This window comes from Myroides sp. 1354, assembly GCF_030324495.1.
Lineage (GTDB): Bacteria > Bacteroidota > Bacteroidia > Flavobacteriales > Flavobacteriaceae > Flavobacterium.
Genome location: NZ_JACAGN010000001.1, coordinates 574,468 through 596,061, shown reverse-complemented (window position 1 = coordinate 596,061; position 21,594 = coordinate 574,468). Strand labels below are relative to the sequence as shown.

Sequence of the window (21,594 nt, the reverse complement as noted above, 5' to 3'; positions counted from 1 at the left end):
AAATAGTCCGGTTTTTTGTTTCACAAAAAGCTTATCTTATTCCTTTGATTTTAGGACTTCCACAAAAACTCAAACAACAATCATGTGTTAATTGTAAATTATTTTCATTATTTTTGGTTTATAATCTTGCTATATGATTAAGAAAATAATACTCCCAACCGCATTGCTCACTTGTATGCTCTCCTCATGTGGAGAACGAAGCAAACAAGCCATGCGAGTCATTTATGGTGAAAATGAAGTTGTAGAAGCTTTAAACGAAGTACCCAACATTCAATTTGATTCCCTTCAAACAAGCACACTCCAAGAAGACGTTCGTCTTTTTTACAAGAACAACGACTACCATTTAGGCTGGTTTAATGCAGACAATAGACAACAACTCTTAAGCAGTGTTGATGATTTAAAGTATGATGGAATCAAAATCGCCGCTAAGGAAATCCACAAACTCGCAGATTTAAATGCAACCTATGAGCAACTGGATGAAACAGCGAAAATTCAGGCAGATTTTCTATTTTCTACCATGTATGTCAACACATTGGATAATTTGTTCAACGGAAGTGTTAGAGCAAAGCGCCTCTATGGAGATTGGGAAATAACCCCAAAACCGTTGAATACCAGTGCGACCATGCTCTTGGCTTTGGAGCATAAGAATATTACCTTAACCTATGATAGTATTCGCACCAAACAGCCTGTCTATACTCAGCTAAGAAATAAGCTGACGTCTTATTACAACTTAGAACAAGATAGCTTAAAACCCTTCAAACAAGGCAAAATAAACGATACGATTCCCGAATTAGTAGCCATCAAAAAACACTTGATATTCTTGAATCAGTTGCCTGACAGTATGGGTACAGATGCCATTTACAATAAAGCGACAGCTCAATCCATTAAGGCCTTTCAAACGCAAAAGAAACTCAATGTTACGGGGTATACTGATACGAAAACCATTGATGCAATTTTGCGCGATGAAAACACCTTAAAAGAAAAAATCATTGTCAATCTAGAACGTTGGCGTTGGTTTCCAAGAGATTTCTCATCCAACTACATCTTGGTCAATATTCCAGCTTATAGTTTAGTTTCTGTATCCAATCGAGACACCATCCAACAACATAAAGTAGTGGTGGGAACTGCAGCGCGTAAAACGCCTATATTGAGTTCAACCTTAACTACGGTCGTGTTGAATCCCACTTGGACCGTACCTCCTACGATTAAAAAAAATGATTTAGTACCCAAAGCTTCTAGTGATCTTTCGTATTTTTCTAGATTAAACTTTACGATTTACAACAGTCAGGGAAAAGTAGTATCTCCTGAAAATTGGGATGCGAGCAAAGGAACATCTTATCGCTATGTTCAAAAAGGCGGTCAAGGCAATACATTAGGACGTGTAAAATTCATGTTCCAAAACAATCATGCCGTATATTTACACGACACGCCAAGTCAATGGGGCTTTGCGCGCAATGATCGAAACTTGAGTTCAGGTTGTGTTCGTGTACAAAATCCGTTTGATTTAACAACTTACATCTTTGAACTAGCAGCTCCTTCCATGACGAAAGAGGAAGTAGATAAAATTATCGCTTCTCAAGACACCAAAAGTATATCCGTGAGTGAAACACCCATCGATGTCCATTTATTATATTGGACGGTTCAAGTAGATAACCAAGGGAAATTCACTTATTTTAAAGATATTTATAAGTATGACGAAGAATTGTACAAACGCTTAGTCAAGTAAATCCGACCTCTTCTAAAAAATAAAAACAGCCCATACAAATTGTATGGGCTGTTTACTTTCCGGTTTTTACTCTGCAAATTGAAAAGTTCCTTGTATAAAATTAGAACTTCTTTTACCTCTACTGTTTGTGTCATCGGCATAACTTAAAAAAGCTTCTACACTTCCTTTTTTAGTGTCAATAACTTGACTTACCGTTAATCCATCTTCTTCAATCCAATTGATAAAAAAAAGATGATCTCCTACTTGCTTATAACTGATTGTCTCCTCTCCTTCCGAAACAACTCCCTCGGCATTTACCGTTTTCCAATGCAGTTGATTTTCTGATTTATAGGTTACTTCTGCCTTAAAATCAGGATAAGTCAAAATACCCTTTTTTCCAATAAGTGATTCCTGAGATTCACTTGCTGGAATGATTTTACTTGTTTGTGTTTCTTTTGCCGTTGAATCTCCTTGTTTACAAGATAACAACAACAGTGGAACAGCAACTAAAAATAAACTGATTTTTCCCATCTCTCCTTTTTTAAATTATATCTTAACAATGATCTCATGATATAGTTATCATGATTTAAAAGTAATAAAAAAGGATTTTTTACACTTCTGAAAATACAGTTTTTAAAATAAAAAATGTCCAAAACACTAAAGCATTTTGGACATTTCTTATCTTTTATCTGTTTATTTTCACTCCATTAGATTAGATATGTTGATTTTTTTAAATAGTCTTGTTGAGAAGAATAAATAAACAAGCAAGATTCGTCTTTAATCAATTCGATTAATTCTTTATTCACTTCATTCGGAACAGCTGGGCAACCGTAACTTCTTCCTAAACGTCCTTGCTTCAAGGCCAAAGCGGGCGAGGCATAATCTGCTCCGTGTACCACAATCGCACGAGTACGTGCATTGTCGTTAATTCCCTTTTCCAATCCGTCTAAACGCATAGAAAAACCATTACTTCCTTGATACGTTTCCCCTGTTTTATAGAATCCGAGGCTACTCATATGTGAATTGATTCGGTTAGAAAATGCCGTAGCAAACTCATCGCCTGTTTTCTTACCATGTGCCACAACCGATTCCAATAACACTGTATTTTTCTCCATATCAATCACCCATAAACGCTTTTGAGTGGAAGAAACACTAAAATCAACAATCGTTAATTTGTTATTTTTAATCAAGCCTTCCTCTTGCATTTTAAAATAACCTTTCAAGGCCATCGTAAATACCTTCTCAGAAGGAGCATTAAAGGCTTTTATATTTAATGTTTGAAAAAGTGTATTGGCTCTTAAGGCAAAGCTCTCTTCTGCACTTAATTCTCTTTCTGCTACTTTTTCTATATGTTCTGTTCGATCAACATCCAATTGAATGGAAGACATATCAAATTGTATTGAATTCTTGGCAATACCTGCACCAACTAATACCAAAGCGGCTGAAGCCACTATCCACTGCTTATAATTCATTCGATTAATCTTTAAAAAAGGGGTTATTTTTAATTACGAAGTCGTAAAAATAAAAAAATATTCTTACCAAACAAATGATTATCACCAAACTAAGTTCATAATTGTGATTTTTTTTTACTTTCCTTGCTAATTGAGATTTTTTCCTAACTGAAAATCACAATTTCCTTAAATCCTAAAAAGCCCAAAAGCAAAAGCGGTTTTTTTTTAAATAATATGCAGGAATCTACACTCTAAAAGTCAAAGTTAAAGCTACAATCTGTAAATTTGTCTTAGGAATAATTCAAACGACAAAACACACAACGATGAATAAGAAAGTAATTTTAATGATATTGGATGGCTGGGGAAAAACACAAGATCCCAAAGTATCAGCCATTGCACATGCCAACACTCCTTTTATCGATAGTCTATATACCCAATACCCGAATACGTATGTATTAACGGACGGATTAAATGTAGGACTGCCTGAGGGGCAAATGGGAAATTCTGAAGTAGGTCATATGAATTTAGGGGCTGGTCGAATTGTATACCAAGATTTAGTCAAAATCAACATGGCCGTTGAAAACAAAACGATTGCACACGAACCTGCGTTACAAGCAGCATTCACTTATGCCAAGGAAAACCACAAAAAAGTACACTTTTTAGGTTTACTATCTGACGGAGGTGTTCACTCTCATGAAAAACACTTATACGGATTAGTCGATGCCGCCGTTGATTTTGGTTTACAAGATATTTTTATCCACGCTTTTACAGACGGACGTGATGTAGATCCGAAGTCTGGTGTTAAGCACCTAACGAACTTAGGGGAACACATCGCCTATTCACCGGCAAAATTAGCTTCTGTGATTGGACGTTATTATGCCATGGATCGCGATAAACGCTGGGAGAGAGTAGCCAAAGCTTATCATCTATTAGTGGAAGGAAAAGGAATCCATTCTACCGATGCAGTAAAGAGTGTGGAAGCAAGTTATACCAATAACATCACAGACGAATTCATCGAGCCTATCGTTATGGTAGACAAAGACAATCATCCCGTTGGAAAAATTGCTCCAGATGACGTCGTGATCTTCTTTAACTTCCGTACGGATCGAGGACGTGAATTAACGCATGTACTCTCACAAGATAATTTTCCAGAATACGAAATGAAAGCTTTGCCTTTGTATTTTGTTACCTTAACCAACTACGATGACACCTTCCGCAACGTACACGTAGTATATGACAAGGAAAACTTACACCATACCTTAGGTGAGATTATCGCTCAACACGGAAAAAAACAAATCCGCATTGCTGAAACGGAAAAATACCCACACGTTACCTTCTTCTTTTCAGGAGGAAGAGAGTTGCCTTTTGAAGGAGAACAACGCATTCTATGCCCTTCTCCTAAAGTGGCTACCTACGATTTACAACCCGAAATGAGCGCTTATGACTTAAAAGATGCTTTGATTCCGGAATTGCAAAAAGGAGAAGTTGACTTTGTATGTTTAAACTTTGCCAATGGGGATATGGTTGGGCATACGGGAGTAATGGAAGCAGCAATTAAAGCTTGTGAAGCCGTAGACCAATGTGCAAAAGAAGTTATCGAAGCAGCTTTAGCCAATAATTATACTACGATTGTGCTAGCCGATCACGGAAACTGTGAAACCATGATTAATGAAGATGGTACACCGAATACCGCGCATACAACCAATCCAGTGCCGATTATTTTAGTAGATAAAGACATCAAAACGATCAATCATGGCGTTTTAGGTGATCTTGCTCCTACTATCTTAAAGTTGATGGGATTACCTCAACCCGAAGAAATGACGAGACATTCATTAGTTTAATTAAATTAAATCATATCATCCAAAAGTGCTTTGTAAAATTTACAAAGCACTTTTTTGTTGGACTATTTTGTTATATTCGTATTACTTACAACCAATCAAACCACAACCAATGACTAAAATTTTTCCTTTGTTGGGACTTTTACTTCTATGCAGTTCGTGTATTACAATATATGGCGTAACCAGTGACTACAAAAAATTAGATCCGGCTTTCCATCCCTATCTTGCTACCTATGAAGAAGGAAAAGATACTATTTCCAATCGCGTCTACAGCATTACTGGAGAACAAATCCGCCAACAAATGCAACAACACGACAAAATTCTGGTTTATACGTTTGCCAATGGTTGCTCAGGTTCTACTTGTTATCCCCTAGCTACCTTTAAGCGCTGGGCAGACGAAAATGGATACAAACTCTATTTGGTCACCACTGGATACGATAATTTAGGAGCTACGCTGAATCAACAGCTAAACCTACCGCTTTATGCGATTGATTATAAAGCGTACAATACCAATATGAGAGGCAAATATAGAGACCGTTTTTTACTGGATTTACTTCAAGATGAAGCAAATCCTAAAACAATTATAAAAGGCCCATACGTTAATCTATATGCCTTTGAAAAGGGAAAACTTACTCAAGTTTCTGATGATTTATTACAACTTGAACCGAAATTTATTTCTTCTAACCAATAAAATAATATTCCCGCTCTACATGTAGAATTGCATTGTTATTTTTTATTTCTGTATTGTTTTAAACAATCTAAATTCCGTTTATACAATAGGTGGTTCAACTACCTTTACGATAAACAAAAACAAAGAACATCATGAAAATAACAAACCTATACTTAGAAACAAACAACCTCGCTCATAGCCTCTCTTTTTATCAAAATACTTTAGGCTTAGCTATAGTAGAACAAACAGAAAAAATGGTTCGCTTTCAAGCGGGAGAAACCCTACTCACCTTTACTGAAAACAAAAATCAAACCCCTTTCTACCACTTTGCTTTTAATATTGCAACCAATCATTTAGAGCAAGCAATTGCATGGGCACAAGCCAATCAAATTGAATTACTTCCATCACCTAAAAATGAAATTATCACCCACTTTGATAGCTGGAAAGCGGAGTCGATTTACTTTTGGGATCTAAATGGCAACTTACTTGAGTTTATTGCGAGAACTGATATTCAAACTCAAAAAGAGCAATCCTTTTCTCCTAAAGAGATGTTGAATATTAGCGAAATTGGAATCGTTACTGCTCATCCTATGTTAACAGCAGAAGCGATTATGCAACAAACGGGATTAGAATATTTCAGCAAATCCGAACCGCTACCTGAATTTTGTGCGATTGGCGACGATGAAGGTTTACTAATCTTTGTGAATCCTCAACGAAATTGGTATCCTACTCAGCTCAAAGCACAACCGAGTACAGCTACGATTGAGTTAGAGGTCAACCACAACCTACACACAATTCTAGCATCGGATTGGAAATAAAGCAATTATTTTGCTTTTCAACCACATAGAACCTCTTAATTTCTAAAATTCCATTTTCATCCATTTTTTAGATTCAAAGGAATACCGTAATTTTGTAGTTCTTAAATCAATAAAGTATGATCATTCCAAAAACTCTAGAACAAATTGAGTTGATGAGACAAAGCGCCCTTTTGGTTTCAAAAACATTGGGGATGCTTGCAACAGAGCTAAAGCCAGGAGTAACGACTTTAGAATTAGATAAAAAAGCAGAAGAATTTATCAGAGATCACGGTGCAGTACCGGGATTCAAAGGATTATATGGATGTCCTTCTACTATTTTGACTAGTGTAAACGAGCAAATTGTACATGGATTACCAACAGATAAACCCATTGTAGAAGGTGATATCGTATCGATTGACTGTGGAACGGTGATGAACGGTTACTATGGTGACCACGCCTATACCTTTGAGGTAGGTGAAGTTGCACCTGAGACGAAGCGCTTATTGCAAGTGACTAAAGAATCTCTTTACGTTGGAATTCGCGAATTCAAATTGGGAAACCGCGTAGAAGACGTAGGAAGTGCAATTCAACGTTATTGCGAAAAAGAAGGCTACACGGTAGTGCGTGAATTAGTAGGTCACGGATTGGGAACGAAAATGCACGAAGCACCTGAGATGCCGAATTACGGTAAACCAGGACGAGGAAAAAAATTCGTTGAAGGTATGGTGGTTGCAATTGAACCTATGATTAACTTAGGTACAAGAAACATCAAACAATTAAACGACGGATGGACGATTGTTACCCGTGATGGAAAACCATCAGCTCACTTTGAGCACGATGTGGCTTTAGTAAACGGAAAACCAGAATTGTTATCTACATTCCACTACATTTATCAAGCCTTGGGAATCCAAAGCAACGAAGAAGACGAATTTAGAGCTAAACCTTTAGTTTTATAATTCACTTCTCCTAATGAAGAAACTTTTTAAAACCATATTGAACATTATACCTCGACCGATTTTAATTCGGTTGAGTTATGTTGTTCGACCTCTATTTGCATGGTACCTCAAAGGGGATCGCTATACAGATCCTATTGACGGTAACTCTTTTAAAAGTTTTTTACCCTATGGCTATGCCAAACAACGCCCGAATGTTCTTTCACCAAGTACACTCTCTTTAGAAAGACATCGCTTATTGTGGTTGTATCTGCAAAATGAAACGGATTTCTTTACCGCACCTCATCGCGTCTTGCACTTTGCACCTGAGCAAGCCTTTTACAAACGCTTCAAAAAACAAGCGAACTTAACCTATACGACCACGGATTTAGAATCGCCTTTGGCCGATGTCAAAGCTGATATCTGTAATCTTCCTTTTGCTGATCATTCGTTTGATATTATCTTGTGTAATCACGTGTTGGAACACATCCCTGATGATACCAAAGCCATGCAGGAGTTATATCGCATCCTCAAACCAGGAGGTATGGGTATTTTTCAAGTTCCTCAAGATGTGAATCGAACGACAACCTTTCAAGACGATAGTATTACAGACCCCAAAGAACGCACCTTGGTATTTGGTCAATATGACCATGTACGCGTATATGGTTTGGATTATTTTGACCAATTGCGTCAAATAGGCTTTACTGTTATAGAGGAAGATTATACCAACAAACTTACACCAGAAGAAGTGGAAAAATATTGCCTGGCTCCAGGTGAAATAATCCCTATTTGTTTTAAACCCGCTTAAACCTTCCTTTCTCATTCTGTCGCTTTTGCGTATCTTCGTACAACTATTCTATGTTTACGTATTTTAACTATGATTACGACTGTACTTTTTGATATGGATGGCGTTTTAATCGACTCCGAAAAATTTTGGCAACAAGCAGAAAAAGAGGTTTTTACTTCCGTTGGTTGTCAATGGAGTGAAGAAATTGCGCATCAAACCACAGGACAAACCACAAGAGCCGTTACTGAACTTTGGTATCACTTATTTCCTTGGTCAGGCAAAACCTTAGAAGAAGTGGAACAAGCAGTAATTGATCGCGTAGATGAACTTATCCGTTTAGAAGGAGAAATCAAAACAGGAGTTTTAGCAACCTTGACTTTCTTGCAAACGCAAGGTATCAAAATTGGCTTGGCGACAAACTCTACACCTTCTTTGATTCAAACAGTATTAGCACGTCTGCAAATTGGACATTTTTTTCAAACAACGGTATCGGCATTAGATGTACAACAGGGCAAACCCGCTCCTGATGTCTATTTACAAGCTGCACGTAATCTAGCGAGTCAACCCGAAAATTGTTTGGTTGTTGAAGATTCTTTCACAGGAGCTACAGCAGGTAAAAAAGCAGGTATGACGGTTTTTATTGTTCCTGAATTGGAATTTTACCACGATCCTAAATTTAACTTAGCTGATAGAAAACTAGTTAATTTAGAAGAATTTGAAGAAAATTTCTTAGCTTTAAATTGCGTAACCCCTTAATACCTCATTGCTTATGTTGAACGTAAAATGGTTTGTCCTTTTCTTTTTTTGCTCTCTAGTCGTACAAGCGCAAAAAACGCAAGATTATACCGCCAATTACATAAAAATGGCTGCTTTTATTTCGAATGAAAAGGCAGTAACACCTTTTTTTCCACTCAACGATGGATTCTCTCTAGAATTTGACGATTTATACGGAGATGAAGGTAATTATTATTACCGTGTATTGGCTTATAATTACGATTGGACGCCTTCTCAATTGAGACCTATTGAATACATCAAAGGAATGGATAACCAACGTATTCAACAATATAACACCTCATTCAATACCCTTCAAATGTATACCCATTACAAATTGACGATTCCCAACTCGGTATATCGCATTACAAAAAGTGGGAACTACATTGTAGAGGTTTACGACGAAGACAATCAAGTGGTGATAAGACGTAAATTTGTTCTCTACGAAAATAATATTGGCGTGGGTGCACAGGTAAAAAGAGCGCGTGATTTAACGTATATTGATACCAAACAGTCCTTGGAACTTACGATTAAGCTAGGGGATCAAACCTATCAAAACCCAACAGCGAATGTCAAAGTAGCCTTATTTCAGAACGGGCGTTGGGACTCCTATATCACTAAAGTTCCCCCTCAATACACCATTGGTACAGATTTAATTTACAAATACGATAAAGAAACTAGTTTTTGGGGAGGCAATCAATTTCGTTATTTTGACAATAGCGATTTGAGACAAGCCAATAATATGATTTATTTCAATGGCAAGGAAAACGATATGTACAAAACCACTTTATATCCAATTACAGGATGGCTAGAAAAGAAATATTCTTACTATCCTGATATCAATGGTTCGTTTAGAGTGCGAAATATATATGGTAAAAATGCTGCGATTGAAGCAGAATACAGTTGGGTATACTTCACATTCCAGCCTATTTCTGAAGATAAAAACAATTCCTATTATGTAACTGGTATGTTCAACAATTATGAGTTAACACCAGAACATAAGCTAGAATATAATACAGAAACAGACCGCTTTGAAAAAGCAATTCTCATCAAACAAGGTTTTACCAATTACAACATCACTACTGTTCAGAAAGGAAAGGTAAGTAACGAACACAATCAAGATGGCAATCACGCCCTAACAACCAATACCTATCAAGTTTTGGTCTATTATAAAGGGAATACAGATTTATATGATCGCGTCATCGGTTTTGCAGAAGCCAATGCAGAACAGATTACCTATTAGAATTTCAAAAGAGACAACATTATGGTATCAAAACAAACCAAAGGAGTAAATGTAACAGTAGAAACACTGTATGAAGGTTTTTTTCAACGAAGCAATAGCATGCAGTTTGCCTTTAGTTATGAAATTACCATCGAAAATCAGAGCGATTCTACCATTCAAATTCACTCGCGTCATTGGGAGATTTACGATTCACTCAATGCCAAAGAAATTGTGGAGGGATTGGGTGTTGTAGGTGAACAGCCTTTCATTTTACCCAATGAGAAATACACCTATAGCAGTGGCTGTGTATTGACCTCGACATCAGGAGCGATGCAGGGTTATTACAACGTCATTCGCACAGATAATCAACAAATGATCCGTGTTGAAATTCCCTTTTTTAAGCTGGTTGCTCCCTTTATTTTAAATTAGACGCTTTAAGTTAAACTACTGTAAATCGCCTATAGTTCGAGTAAAATTAATTATCTTTGTAGTTATATATTTTAATAAACCCGAAAAAAAGTACATTATGTCAAAAGGATTCTACAAAGTTCCAAGTGCTATTAATGAGCCTGTAAAATCATACGCGCCAGGAACGCAAGAGAGAGAATTGACTTTGAACTCTTTCAAAGAGCAATATAGCCAATTAGTTGATATTCCATTATATATTGGTGGAGAAGAAATCAGAACTGGAAATACAAAAGATTTATTCCCACCTTTTGATCACAAACATAAATTAGGTGTTTATCACCAAGCAGACAAAGCTTTAGTAGAAAAAGCAATTAGCACTGCTTTAGAAGCAAAAACAAAATGGGCAGCAATGCCATGGGAACACAGAGCTTCTATCTTCTTAAAAGCAGCTGAATTATTAGCTGGTCCTTACCGCGCTAAAATCAACGCTGCAACAATGATCGCTCAAGCTAAAACGCTACACCAAGCTGAGATTGATGCAGCTTGTGAATTCATCGATTTCTTGAGATTCAACGTAGAATACATGACGCAAATCTATTCAGAACAACCTTTATCTGTTGATGGAGTTTGGAATAGATTAGAGCACCGACCTTTAGAAGGTTTCGTATATGCTATTACTCCATTTAACTTTACGGCAATTTCTGGAAACTTACCGTCTTCAGTTGCTATGATGGGGAATGTAGTTGTTTGGAAACCATCGGCTACGCAAATCTACTCGGCTAGAGTAATCGTTGAAGTATTCAAATTAGCAGGTTTACCTGACGGTGTAATCAACGTAGTCTACGGAGATTCAGCAATGATCACGGACACACTTTTAGCTAGCCCTGATTTCGCTGGAATCCACTTTACTGGATCTACTGGTGTTTTCAACAGCATGTGGACAAAAATCGGACAAAACATCAACAACTATAAAACATACCCAAGAATCGTTGGGGAAACAGGTGGAAAAGATTATGTGTTAGCACACCCGTCTTCAAATGCGAAAGAAGTTGCTGTTGCTTTAACTAGAGGTGCTTTCGAATACCAAGGACAAAAATGTTCTGCGGCTTCAAGAGCGTATATCCCTGCTTCTTTATGGCCACAAGTAAAAGACTTTATGGCAGCTGACTTAGCTACAATCAAAATGGGTTCTCCTGTAGATCCATCTAACTTCGTTTCTTCTGTAATTTCTGAAGGTTCTTTCGACAAATTAGCTAAAGCAATCGAAGAGGCTAAAGCAGCGAAAGACGCAGAAGTTGTATTAGGAGGTAAATACGATAAATCAGTGGGTTACTTTGTTGAGCCAACGGTTATCTTAACTTCTAATCCGAAATACGATACAATGGAAACAGAATTATTCGGTCCTGTTTTAACTGTTTACGTATACGAGGATGCTAAATGGACTGAAACATTGAAATTAGTAGATGAAACTTCAGCTTATGCCTTAACTGGAGCTATCTTCTCTCAATGTCGTTATGCGATTGCAGAAGCTACTGAAGCCTTAGTAAACTCTGCGGGTAACTTCTACATCAATGACAAACCAACTGGTGCTGTTGTAGGCCAACAACCATTTGGTGGAGCAAGAGCTTCTGGTACAAACGACAAAGCAGGTTCTATCTTGAACTTATTGCGTTGGGTATCGCCAAGAACAATTAAAGAAACCTTTGTTCCTGCAAAAGATTACAAATATCCTTTCTTAGGATAATACATACAAAGGCGGTTTGTTAACCGCCTTTTTTATTTCACAATTCAGTGCTTTTTATTGGGATTGTTTCACCTCAATTGAACGAAACGATTAAGTAAAAATTACTTTTATATTTTGCTTTTATACTTTTTCAGTAGAAAAAGTTCCTTATTTTATTTCTAAAGTACTGGGTTATAATTATTAACAAATAGTATATAACTCATGTTTAAAAAATTACTAGACAACAAACAGTTGGTTATCAATCCTCCTGTTTTTACCACATCCATTGTACTCATCATTGCATTAATTTCCGTCTGTCTCCTTTTCCCTTCTAAAGTAGGCGATTGGTTTCACGTGGGACAGCTCGCTGTTACAGAAAACTTTGGTTGGTTTTTTATTCTCACCGTGAACATCATCCTTATTTTCGCCCTATTTCTCGCCTTTGGTAAGTATGGGAATATTCGATTAGGGGGTGATGATGCAGAACCCGAATTTTCAAAACCGTCTTGGTTTGCCATGCTCTTTAGTACAGGAATGGGAATCGGAATCATGTTCTTTAGTATTGGAGAACCTGTTTCCCATTTCTTTAATCCTCCTCGACCTGCAGATGGCGATATTAATACCGCTATTCAAGCGATGGAATTTACCAGCTTACACTGGGGTCTACATGCTTGGGCCATTTATGCCATCGTCGGATTAGCCCTCGCTTTTTTCGGTTTCAACCGACGATTACCCATGACGTTCCGTTCTCTACTCTATCCCTTTTTAGGTGAAAAAATACATGGCTGGTGGGGACATACTATTGATATTCTCTCCACCTTAGCTACTGTTTTTGGTTTGTCTACATCACTGGGATTAGGAGTAACCCAAATTACCGCAGGATTGCAATACCTCTACGGATGGGAAATCTCTCCTTTAATGCAAGCGGGAATTATCATTGGTGTAATTAGTGTAGCAACTATTTCTGTTTTCTCTGGATTAGACAAAGGAGTAAAACTATTGAGCAATGTCAATATGTATATGGCTTCTGGTTTTATGCTACTCATCCTTGTTTTAGGACCTACATTGTTTATTTTCAAAGGTTATGTTCAAAATACGGGATCGTATTTGGCTAACTTCATTGATATTAGTACGTGGAATGATACCTATAAAGGATCAGGTTGGCAAAATGTTTGGACAATCTTCTATTGGGCTTGGTGGATTGCCTGGTCTCCTTTTGTCGGAAGCTTTATTGCGCGAATTTCCAAAGGAAGAACCATCAAAGAATTTGTTCTTGGGGTTCTAATCGTTCCTGGATTAATTACTCTACTTTGGATGAATGTTTTTGGAGGAAGTGCCTTACATACTATTTTATCTGGCGATATGACCCTGGTTCACGCGGTTAAAGAAGATATATCAACGGCACTTTTCGTTTTCTTAGAGAATTTTCCGTTTACCAATTTCTTATCTATTGTAGCCATTATATTAATCTTCTCCTTTTTTATTACGTCTTCTGATTCTGGTTCGTTGGTCATTGACAATATTACCTCAGGAAGTGAAGGAAATTCTCCCGTTTGGCAACGCGTATTCTGGTCTTTTGCTCAAGGATTCATCGCGATTGTACTCCTTTGGGGCGGTGGTTTAGATGCCTTACAAACAGCTGTAATCATCACAGGACTCCCCTTCGCCCTTATTCTATTACTGATGTGTTACTCCCTGCAAAAAGGCTTGCAAGATGAGCTAAATAAGAAAGCAAAACAACTGAAGTCAAAACAAGAAAAGAGTTATAAGGATATTATCTCTGATCTGATTGAAGAACAACAAAAATAAAATCGCATGGAAACAAACAAAGCACTCAATATATTAGTTGGCCTAGATCTTTCTGAGATGGATCATTATTTGATTCAATACGCCAAGATACTCGACCATATACTGAATGTCGAGCACATTACCTTTATTCACAATCTAAAATTAGGTGAGTTGCCCAAAGAACTCATTGAAAAAGATCAATTAACACTCATTCAAGAACGAATCAAAAAAAGAGTAGAAGGACAAATTGCCCTAACTGAAATTAGCTATTCACACGAAATACTCGTGACAGTAGAAAACTATTCTGAAATTGCCTTTGCTACTATTGCCAAACAAAAGAACTACGACTTACTTGTATTGGGAAACAAGCAGCAATTTACAGGAAATGGTGCTCTGGCAAACAAATTAATTCGCCTCCTGCCTTCTGCTACCCTATTAGTACCAGAAACCTTTCATATTCCCATTGAAACGGTTATTGATGCCATCGACTTTTCGCGTTATACTCCGGCAATTATGCTTTGGGCGGATCGCTTTAAAAATAATTCTAAAGGACAACGCATCCAACATTCTGCTGTTCACATATCAAAATCCTACTGGAGTTATTTACCGATGATGACGGAAAAAGAATTAGACAAAATTTCCTTGGAAGATATCAAAGAGAAAGAAGAAAAATGGAACAAAGACTATGCGCAATACACCGATATTGAAATTGTTCCAGCAAAGAATCAAAATGTCGCTGCGGCCTTAATTCAATATGCTAAAACAAAAAAAGCAGATTTGATGATTTTAGGAGTTAAAGGTTCTGCAGGAATCAAAGATATCATTTTGGGAAGTGTAGCCAATCACGTCCTACACCGTCCTACCGATACCTGTTTGCTGTTTGTCAAACCGTTTATTGGAAAGAGGAGAGAAGAAAGAGGTTAGAAGAAAAAACTTCTTTAAACCAGAATCTGACTTCTTTAAAAATAAAAAAGGCATGGATTGTAGTTGCAATCCATGCCTTTTTTTATAAAAGATAATGGCAAATGGGATACCCTTTTTATCTAGCTAGTTGGCAAATTGCCATTTGCCCCTACGGATTTTACCTCTTTCCTCTTTCTTCTCTCCTCTTTCCTCTTTCCTCTTTCCTCTTTCCTCTTTCCAATTTACCCTTTGTATTTCAACGGCAGATAAACTACTTTTTTTGTTTCAAAGAATTCATCGTCAAAGATATTACTCAAATCGAACTGAACGGCTTTTGGAAAGTCTTGAAGTTCCTCTGTTAGATCTCCACCTTTTAAGTACAAAATACCATTCTCGAATTCGTGATTATTTTCTTTTTTTGTTTTGTGGCGAATCCACTTTACAAAATCAGGCATATTGGTTACAGCTCTACTCACAATAAAGTCGAACTTTTCCTCTACGGTTTCGGCTCTCTTTTGTTCTGCTACTACATTAGTTAAACCTAGAGCTTGTACAACTTCATTGACAACGCGTATTTTTTTTGCGATGATGTCAATCAGATAGAATTTTGTTTCAGGGAACATAATAGCCAAAGGAATACCCGGAAAACCTCCTCCAGTTCCAACATCCATAACACTACTACCAGGAACAAATTCCATTACTTTAGCAATCCCTAAAGAATGTAAAACGTGTTTCACATACAATTCCTGTATATCCTTTCTAGAAATAACGTTAATTTTGGCATTCCATTCGTTATATACAACTTCCAATTGTTCAAATTGGGCGATTTGTTCTGGGGTAAGATTAGGGAAATATTTTAAAATTTCTTCCATTTCAAAAGTTTTGACAAAAATAGCTTTTTTTATCGGTAAATACTCCCCCTGTAAACTATATTATAATTTATTATACTTACCTTTGATCGATACTATTTAAATGTATCAATACCTATGGAAACTCAAGTTCTATCAGATAGAATCAACAATCTTACAACTTCACAGACTTTAGCGATGGCCGCAAAAGCACGCGAGCTAAAAGAACAAGGAATAGACATTATCAGCTTGAGTCTTGGTGAACCAGATTTTAATACACCTGACTTTATCAAAGAAGCAGCTATTCAAGCAATCAAAGATAACTATAGTAAATATCCACCTGTTGAAGGATATTTAGAGTTAAGACAGGCGATTAGCAACAAATTTAAAAGAGATAATAACTTACACTATACAGCGAACCAAATCGTAGTATCTACTGGGGCTAAACAAGCACTATTCAATGTAGCACAAGCGATGATTAACCCTGGAGATGAAGTCATCATTCCAGCTCCTTTTTGGGTGAGTTATGCTGAAATCGTAAAAATTGCAGAAGGAATCCCCGTAGAAGTTTCAACGACTATTGACACGGATTTTAAAATCACTGCTCAACAATTAGAAGAAGCAATTACGCCTCAAACAAAAATGGTGTGGTTCAGTTCGCCTTGTAACCCAAGTGGATCGGTATACAGCAAAATGGAATTAGAAGCGATTGCTGCTGTATTAGAAAAATACCCTTCCATTTATATCCTATCAGATGAAATTTACGAGCATATCAATTTTGGTAGCGCTTATTGCAGTATTGGTTCAATTGGCAATCTAATTGAGCGTACCATTACCGTAAACGGTATTTCAAAAGCCTTTGCGATGACAGGATATCGTATTGGTTATATTGGTGCGCCAGAATTCATTGCAAAAGCATGTGCCAAAATGCAAGGACAAGTCACTTCTGGAGCGAATACCATTGCACAACGCGCAACAATCACCGCAGTTAATGCAGATCCAAGCGTATTAAAAGACATGGTACACGCCTTCAAAAACAGAAGAGATTTGGTTGTAAACCTATTGAGAGAAATCCCAGGAGTAAAAGTAAATGTACCCGATGGTGCATTCTACTTATTCCCAGATGTATCTTCCTTCTTTGGTAAAACTTTGCAAGGTGTAACCATTAATAACGCAAATGATTTATCAATGTATTTATTAGATAAAGCTTATGTTGCTACTGTTACAGGGGACGCTTTTGGAAATCCAAACTGCATCCGTTTATCTTATGCAACTAGTGAAGATCAATTAACGGAAGCATTAAAACGAATGAAAGAAGCTTTGAAATAAGCTCCTTATATCGAATAAAAAGCGCTAATACGTTCGTATTAGCGCTTTTTTTTGTATAAATAAAATTGTATTTTTATAAGATAAATCAATCGTTGTGGATATACTATTAGAAAATATCGCGAAGCATGTTACGCTTACAGAAATGGAAGAGAAAATCGTATTAGATTCCTTCGAATCTCATCGCTATAGCGCAAAGGAGAAGCTCTTGTTAGAAGGTGAAATTTGTTATAACTCAACCTTTGTCGTATCAGGTATTCTCCGCAACTACTTTGTCGATGACCAAATTGTTGAACACACCGTTAGTTTTGCAACCAATGGTTGGTGGATTGCAGATATGTATAGCTTTCTCTCTCAAAAACCAGGAAACTCCTATATTGAAGTGGTAGAAGATGCCATGGTCTTAACGATGACTCGCGAACAACAGTTAAAACTATTCGATCAAGTTCCCAAAATGGAGCGCTATTTCCGCATCCTCATCGAACGATCGCTAATCGCAAACCAACAGCGCTTAATGGATAACCTCTCCTTAACTGCAGAAGAGCGTTATGAGCGTTTTTGCGAGCGTTTCCCAGAAATCAAACACTGCTTACCTCAAAAGCAAATCGCTTCTTACTTGGGAATTACACCTGAATTTTTCAGCAAACTGAAAAAGAGAATCCTAACTGCGAAATAAAAGTTTATTGTCGATTGTCACAAACAACGAACAACAAACAACGAACAACAAACAACGAACAACAAACAACGAACAACAAACAACGAACAACAAACAACATTCAACAATCCCCCCTATTTCTTAACCTACATTAAGCATGTAACCCACTGACTAGCTGTATCTTTGTATAACAAAATCAATACAGCTATGGAAAATTTTATTTTATACAAATCAGATACAAGAGGTTATGCAGACCACGGATGGTTGAAATCACATCACACCTTTAGTTTTGCTAACTATAGAAACAATGACCGTGTTCACTTTGGTGTATTACGCGTGCTTAATGATGATTATGTTGCTCCAGGCATGGGATTTGGAACTCATCCACATGAGAATATGGAGATTATTTCCATTCCATTAAAAGGGAGTTTGGCTCATCAAGACAGCATGGGGCATGGAGAAACGATTAACGTCAATGAAATTCAGGTGATGAGCGCAGGTACAGGTGTTCAACACAGTGAGTTCAACCCCAGTGAGACAGAAGCAAGTGAATTTTTACAGATTTGGATATTTCCCAATAAACTTCACGTAACGCCACGCTATCAACAATTGCCTTTGGACGTGGCAAATAGAAAAAACAATTGGGATCAAATTCTATCTCCAAACCCGGATGATGCAGGAGCATGGATTCACCAGAACGCTTGGTTTCACTTAGCAAACGCAGATCAAGGCACAACATTAAACTACGAGTTAAAAGATAAAACTAATGGTCTTTACCTCTTTGTATTAGAAGGGAGTATCACCGTAAACAACCAAACTTTAGATCGCAGAGATGCCATCGGTATTTGGGATATAAATACACTTACAGTAGAAGCTACAACAAATGCACAGCTATTATTAATGGAGATTCCAATGGAATTGCCAAGTTACTTACAATAATTACAAACAGTAAAAAAATACAAGAAAATGGAAACAAAAATTTGGAACATTGACACTACACACTCTTCAATTGGTTTTAAAATTAAACATATGATGTTTACCAATGTGAGAGGTAATTTCACAGATTATCAAGCAACAATCAACTTGGTACATGATAATCTAGAAGAAAGTACGTTGCAATTTGAAGCAAAAACAGCTTCAATTGACACCAACAATACAGATCGAGACAACCACTTAAAAAGTGCGGATTTCTTCGATGCTGCACAATATCCTACAGTAAGCTTTATCTCTACTAAAATTGAGAAAAAAGGAGAAGCACATTACACAATTGAAGGTACCTTAACCATGCATGGAGTAAGTAAAACCGTAAAATTAAATGCTGAATACAGCGGTATCATTCAAGATCCATGGGGAAATGCTAAAATTGCTTTAGCCCTAAATGGTAAAGTGAATAGAAAAGATTGGAACCTCAACTGGAATACGACATTAGAAACAGGTGGTTTACTTGTCAGCGAAGAAGTAAACTTTGATATTGAAACACAATTTGTTTTAGCCTAAATAATACGCTATAAACAGCAAAACCTAAGTAGCCTACAATAAACGAAAAAAGGGTAAGTTTAATAAACTTACCCTTTTGTTGTATATTATTCTGATAACCTTTAGGTTTGTTTTTTTATCTCACCTATTTTATATTTTGTTTTGGTGTTCGATGAATCTTCACTTCGTTTCGATTTGCACTTCGTTTCGATTTGCTTTTTCGCAAGTTGTTTTTTCGTCAGATTATCGATTATAGAAAATAGATCAGAATTAACCGATAACAGATAACAGATAACCGATAACCGATAACTAATTACCCCTGTTGTAAGCTGCGAACTTCATCGTCCGTTAAAAATCTCCAGCTTCCTCTTGGTAGATTCCACTTGGTGATATTACCATACATGACGCGATCCACTTTTAAAACATTATAATCAAGTGATTCAAATAAAGCACGAACCAACTTTACATTCGACGCTTTTAATTTAATTCCAATTTCAGTCTTTGGTTGATTTTCAACATAAGCGACATCTTCCACAAATACGCGTTTTTCGTCAATGTAGATTCCCTTTTGTACACGTTCTAAATCTTCGTATTTTAAGTTTCGATCCAACGATACTTGATACATTTTAGAAGAGCGTTGTTCAGGTGAACTTAGTTTTTGAATTAAATTCGTATCATTGGTAAAAATCATCAGTCCCAATGTACTCTTATCCATGCGCCCTACAGGAGCTACTGCTGATTTAGTTGCATTTTTTATCAAACTCAATACATTCTCTTGACTAATAACATCTTCATTAATTGTAGAGAATCCTTTGGGCTTGTTTAACAAAATGTACACTTTTTTCTCTGGTACTAATACCATACCGTCAAAGTTTACGACATCTGTTATATTTACTTTGTATCCTAATTCCGTCACTACTTCTCCGTTAACCTTTACGTTACCCGAAGTAATATATAAATCTGCGTCTCTTCTAGAACATACTCCAGAATTACTAATATACTTGTTTAATCGCATTACTCCATTATCTTCTTTTGGAGTAGCTGCTACTTTTGGTTTTTTATCGAATGTTCTAGCAGAAGGATTAGTTTTTTGTGCTCCTTGTCCTTGACTAGCTCGCTTCTGGAAAGGTTTTGAACCACCTACTTTTGATCCACTAGCTTTGGATTTACCAGCTTTTGGTCCTCCAGTTTTTGGTTTACCACTGCGATTAGATTGGTTTTTTCTAGAACCTGATTTACCGTTATTCATATTAAATATTTTTGCAAAGATAGACAAACTCCTTCTTTTATTTCAATATCCGAAAAAATATAGCTTTTAATTATAAAGTCTCTTCTAAAAGGTACTTCCCACTTGCCAAAACATTGGGTTTGATTAACACGATAGACAAGACTCCTAATAGAATTAAAAGCTTGAGTGAGAAATGCAATTGATGATATTCTTGTGTCGTATTCGATTTCCACAGCCTTAATAAGAAAAACAGCAAGATGATAATACTAAAATAAAAGTAGTAGATCATATAGCCTACATCAAATCGAACCGTCATAAAATAGATGGGAATCAAAGCCAATACAAATACAGCCGTGATGACTTCTTTGGCTCTTTGTTCGCCAAAACGCACGGGAATCGTTTGATAATTATTCGCAAAATCTCCACGCATATTTTCTAAATCTTTCATAATTTCTCGAATTAGAATAATCAAGTACAAGAAAAAAGCATGAACAAAAATAGAAATATGGAAAGATTGAAAATACATGAGAATGGCAAAGAAAGGCAGCATGGCCAACAAAGAAGCTAATAAATTACCGATAATAGGATATTTTTTGAGCTTATGGGAATAAAACCACAAGAGAAAAATATAAACAGCAAAGAAAATAGCCCCATGTATTGAAACAGGGATTACAATGCAAACCGATAGAAAATTGAGGAAGAAATAGACTCTCAACTTCGTTGTTTGACTCACCAACCGATCCAACATTGACTTATTGGGGCGATTGATTAAATCCTTTTCTGCATCGTAAAAATTATTGATAATATAACCCGATGCAATTGCTAATCCCGAAGCGAATATAATGAGGAATAATCGCCAATCTAGAATAACATCTAAGGCTCTTTTTTCTGGTGCGAAAATAAAGATAGACGCTAAGTATTGGGCTAGAATAATAACAAAAATGTTATAACCCCTCACCACAGAAAACAAACTGAATATTTTAGCTAAGAGGATTTTATTTTTCCTAGATAACATATTTTATTTTTCTTGTAATTAAAAGGTTATAACATTCTTTATGTGTATCGC

21 protein-coding genes are annotated in these 21,594 nt (G+C 36.6%); 16 read left to right on the top strand and 5 right to left on the bottom strand.

The genetic code is table 11. The annotated features are described in order from the left end of the window. Window positions 1-133: 133 nt before the first annotated feature. The gene (locus tag HX004_RS02670) at window positions 134-1,726 is read left to right on the top strand and encodes a L,D-transpeptidase family protein (RefSeq protein ID WP_286440778.1); all 1,593 of its coding nucleotides are present in this window, start codon (window positions 134-136) and stop codon (window positions 1,724-1,726) included. Window positions 1,727-1,792: 66 nt separating this feature from the next. Here the strand turns inward: HX004_RS02670 and HX004_RS02665 are convergent, their stop codons facing one another. Both HX004_RS02665 and HX004_RS02660 read right to left on the bottom strand, forming a co-directional pair. Next, on the bottom strand, window positions 1,793-2,236 hold the full coding sequence (locus HX004_RS02665; protein ID WP_286440777.1) for a MoaF-related domain-containing protein: 444 nt from the start codon (window positions 2,234-2,236) through the stop codon (window positions 1,793-1,795). Window positions 2,237-2,412: 176 nt separating this feature from the next. Next, window positions 2,413-3,177 (bottom strand): murein L,D-transpeptidase catalytic domain family protein, encoded by a 765-nt coding sequence (locus HX004_RS02660; protein WP_286440776.1) that lies wholly within the window; start codon window positions 3,175-3,177, stop codon window positions 2,413-2,415. A gap of 302 nt (window positions 3,178-3,479) precedes the next feature. Here HX004_RS02660 and gpmI point away from each other — a divergent pair, with 302 nt between their 5' ends. The 11 genes from gpmI to HX004_RS02605 all read left to right on the top strand — a co-directional run bounded on the left by gpmI (window position 3,480) and on the right by HX004_RS02605 (window position 15,016). Next, complete coding sequence (gene gpmI, locus HX004_RS02655; RefSeq protein ID WP_286440775.1) at window positions 3,480-4,997, top strand: 2,3-bisphosphoglycerate-independent phosphoglycerate mutase; 1,518 nt, start codon at window positions 3,480-3,482, stop codon at window positions 4,995-4,997. A gap of 109 nt (window positions 4,998-5,106) precedes the next feature. After that, window positions 5,107-5,685, top strand: a complete 579-nt coding sequence (locus tag HX004_RS02650; RefSeq protein ID WP_286440774.1) for a hypothetical protein — start codon at window positions 5,107-5,109, stop codon at window positions 5,683-5,685. A gap of 131 nt (window positions 5,686-5,816) precedes the next feature. Next, complete coding sequence (locus tag HX004_RS02645) at window positions 5,817-6,482, top strand: VOC family protein (RefSeq protein WP_286440773.1); 666 nt, start codon at window positions 5,817-5,819, stop codon at window positions 6,480-6,482. A 116-nt stretch (window positions 6,483-6,598) separates the two neighbouring features. Continuing rightward, window positions 6,599-7,417, top strand: a complete 819-nt coding sequence (gene map / locus HX004_RS02640; protein ID WP_286440772.1) for a type I methionyl aminopeptidase — start codon at window positions 6,599-6,601, stop codon at window positions 7,415-7,417. Window positions 7,418-7,430: 13 nt separating this feature from the next. Then, window positions 7,431-8,201 (top strand): class I SAM-dependent methyltransferase, encoded by a 771-nt coding sequence (locus tag HX004_RS02635; RefSeq protein WP_286440771.1) that lies wholly within the window; start codon window positions 7,431-7,433, stop codon window positions 8,199-8,201. Between the two features lie 69 nt (window positions 8,202-8,270). Then, window positions 8,271-8,936, top strand: coding sequence for a hexitol phosphatase HxpB (gene hxpB, locus HX004_RS02630; RefSeq protein ID WP_286440770.1), 666 nt, complete (start codon window positions 8,271-8,273; stop codon window positions 8,934-8,936). Between the two features lie 13 nt (window positions 8,937-8,949). Further along, entirely contained in the window at window positions 8,950-10,194 is a 1,245-nt protein-coding gene (locus tag HX004_RS02625) for a type IX secretion system plug protein (RefSeq protein WP_286440769.1), read from the top strand. Window positions 10,195-10,215: 21 nt separating this feature from the next. After that, the gene (apaG, locus tag HX004_RS02620; RefSeq protein WP_286440768.1) at window positions 10,216-10,602 is read left to right on the top strand and encodes a Co2+/Mg2+ efflux facilitator ApaG/CorD; all 387 of its coding nucleotides are present in this window, start codon (window positions 10,216-10,218) and stop codon (window positions 10,600-10,602) included. A 97-nt stretch (window positions 10,603-10,699) separates the two neighbouring features. Continuing rightward, a complete protein-coding gene (gene pruA / locus HX004_RS02615) occupies window positions 10,700-12,325 on the top strand; it encodes an L-glutamate gamma-semialdehyde dehydrogenase (RefSeq protein ID WP_286440767.1) in 1,626 nt (541 codons plus the stop codon). Between the two features lie 201 nt (window positions 12,326-12,526). Continuing rightward, window positions 12,527-14,113: a trimethylamine transporter TmaT gene (tmaT, locus tag HX004_RS02610; RefSeq protein ID WP_286440765.1), complete on the top strand. Its 1,587-nt coding sequence runs from the start codon at window positions 12,527-12,529 to the stop codon at window positions 14,111-14,113. Between the two features lie 6 nt (window positions 14,114-14,119). Continuing rightward, the gene (locus HX004_RS02605; protein ID WP_286440764.1) at window positions 14,120-15,016 is read left to right on the top strand and encodes a universal stress protein; all 897 of its coding nucleotides are present in this window, start codon (window positions 14,120-14,122) and stop codon (window positions 15,014-15,016) included. 221 nt (window positions 15,017-15,237) lie between these two features. On the opposite strand, the gene rsmG is transcribed toward HX004_RS02605, so the two are convergent. After that, window positions 15,238-15,867, bottom strand: coding sequence for a 16S rRNA (guanine(527)-N(7))-methyltransferase RsmG (gene rsmG / locus HX004_RS02600; RefSeq protein ID WP_286440763.1), 630 nt, complete (start codon window positions 15,865-15,867; stop codon window positions 15,238-15,240). A gap of 114 nt (window positions 15,868-15,981) precedes the next feature. On the opposite strand from rsmG, the gene HX004_RS02595 reads away from it, so the two are divergent. The 4 genes from HX004_RS02595 (at window position 15,982) to HX004_RS02580 (ending at window position 19,321) form a co-directional block, all read left to right on the top strand. Next, window positions 15,982-17,172, top strand: a complete 1,191-nt coding sequence (locus tag HX004_RS02595; RefSeq protein ID WP_286440762.1) for a pyridoxal phosphate-dependent aminotransferase — start codon at window positions 15,982-15,984, stop codon at window positions 17,170-17,172. 94 nt (window positions 17,173-17,266) lie between these two features. After that, a complete protein-coding gene (locus tag HX004_RS02590) occupies window positions 17,267-17,845 on the top strand; it encodes a Crp/Fnr family transcriptional regulator (RefSeq protein ID WP_286440761.1) in 579 nt (192 codons plus the stop codon). A gap of 186 nt (window positions 17,846-18,031) precedes the next feature. Next, window positions 18,032-18,763, top strand: coding sequence for a pirin family protein (locus tag HX004_RS02585; protein WP_286440760.1), 732 nt, complete (start codon window positions 18,032-18,034; stop codon window positions 18,761-18,763). A gap of 27 nt (window positions 18,764-18,790) precedes the next feature. After that, the gene (locus tag HX004_RS02580) at window positions 18,791-19,321 is read left to right on the top strand and encodes a YceI family protein (protein ID WP_286440759.1); all 531 of its coding nucleotides are present in this window, start codon (window positions 18,791-18,793) and stop codon (window positions 19,319-19,321) included. A gap of 292 nt (window positions 19,322-19,613) precedes the next feature. Here the strand turns inward: HX004_RS02580 and HX004_RS02575 are convergent, their stop codons facing one another. Next, complete coding sequence (locus HX004_RS02575; protein WP_286440758.1) at window positions 19,614-20,549, bottom strand: pseudouridine synthase; 936 nt, start codon at window positions 20,547-20,549, stop codon at window positions 19,614-19,616. Window positions 20,550-20,619: 70 nt separating this feature from the next. Beyond that, the gene (locus tag HX004_RS02570) at window positions 20,620-21,543 is read right to left on the bottom strand and encodes a geranylgeranylglycerol-phosphate geranylgeranyltransferase (RefSeq protein WP_286440757.1); all 924 of its coding nucleotides are present in this window, start codon (window positions 21,541-21,543) and stop codon (window positions 20,620-20,622) included. Between the last annotated feature and the right edge of the window lie 51 nt (window positions 21,544-21,594).

What these genes read in the sequence shown, in the direction of transcription:
- HX004_RS02670 (WP_286440778.1), top strand. Translation starts at nt 134, where the DNA reads ATGATTAAGAAAATAATACTCCCAACCGCATTGCTCACTTGTATGCTC.
- HX004_RS02665 (WP_286440777.1), bottom strand. Translation starts at nt 2,236, where the DNA reads ATGGGAAAAATCAGTTTATTTTTAGTTGCTGTTCCACTGTTGTTGTTA.
- HX004_RS02660 (WP_286440776.1), bottom strand. Translation starts at nt 3,177, where the DNA reads ATGAATTATAAGCAGTGGATAGTGGCTTCAGCCGCTTTGGTATTAGTT.
- gpmI (WP_286440775.1), top strand. Translation starts at nt 3,480, where the DNA reads ATGAATAAGAAAGTAATTTTAATGATATTGGATGGCTGGGGAAAAACA.
- HX004_RS02650 (WP_286440774.1), top strand. Translation starts at nt 5,107, where the DNA reads ATGACTAAAATTTTTCCTTTGTTGGGACTTTTACTTCTATGCAGTTCG.
- HX004_RS02645 (WP_286440773.1), top strand. Translation starts at nt 5,817, where the DNA reads ATGAAAATAACAAACCTATACTTAGAAACAAACAACCTCGCTCATAGC.
- map (WP_286440772.1), top strand. Translation starts at nt 6,599, where the DNA reads ATGATCATTCCAAAAACTCTAGAACAAATTGAGTTGATGAGACAAAGC.
- HX004_RS02635 (WP_286440771.1), top strand. Translation starts at nt 7,431, where the DNA reads ATGAAGAAACTTTTTAAAACCATATTGAACATTATACCTCGACCGATT.
- hxpB (WP_286440770.1), top strand. Translation starts at nt 8,271, where the DNA reads ATGATTACGACTGTACTTTTTGATATGGATGGCGTTTTAATCGACTCC.
- HX004_RS02625 (WP_286440769.1), top strand. Translation starts at nt 8,950, where the DNA reads ATGTTGAACGTAAAATGGTTTGTCCTTTTCTTTTTTTGCTCTCTAGTC.
- apaG (WP_286440768.1), top strand. Translation starts at nt 10,216, where the DNA reads ATGGTATCAAAACAAACCAAAGGAGTAAATGTAACAGTAGAAACACTG.
- pruA (WP_286440767.1), top strand. Translation starts at nt 10,700, where the DNA reads ATGTCAAAAGGATTCTACAAAGTTCCAAGTGCTATTAATGAGCCTGTA.
- tmaT (WP_286440765.1), top strand. Translation starts at nt 12,527, where the DNA reads ATGTTTAAAAAATTACTAGACAACAAACAGTTGGTTATCAATCCTCCT.
- HX004_RS02605 (WP_286440764.1), top strand. Translation starts at nt 14,120, where the DNA reads ATGGAAACAAACAAAGCACTCAATATATTAGTTGGCCTAGATCTTTCT.
- rsmG (WP_286440763.1), bottom strand. Translation starts at nt 15,867, where the DNA reads ATGGAAGAAATTTTAAAATATTTCCCTAATCTTACCCCAGAACAAATC.
- HX004_RS02595 (WP_286440762.1), top strand. Translation starts at nt 15,982, where the DNA reads ATGGAAACTCAAGTTCTATCAGATAGAATCAACAATCTTACAACTTCA.
- HX004_RS02585 (WP_286440760.1), top strand. Translation starts at nt 18,032, where the DNA reads ATGGAAAATTTTATTTTATACAAATCAGATACAAGAGGTTATGCAGAC.
- HX004_RS02580 (WP_286440759.1), top strand. Translation starts at nt 18,791, where the DNA reads ATGGAAACAAAAATTTGGAACATTGACACTACACACTCTTCAATTGGT.
- HX004_RS02575 (WP_286440758.1), bottom strand. Translation starts at nt 20,549, where the DNA reads ATGAATAACGGTAAATCAGGTTCTAGAAAAAACCAATCTAATCGCAGT.
- HX004_RS02570 (WP_286440757.1), bottom strand. Translation starts at nt 21,543, where the DNA reads ATGTTATCTAGGAAAAATAAAATCCTCTTAGCTAAAATATTCAGTTTG.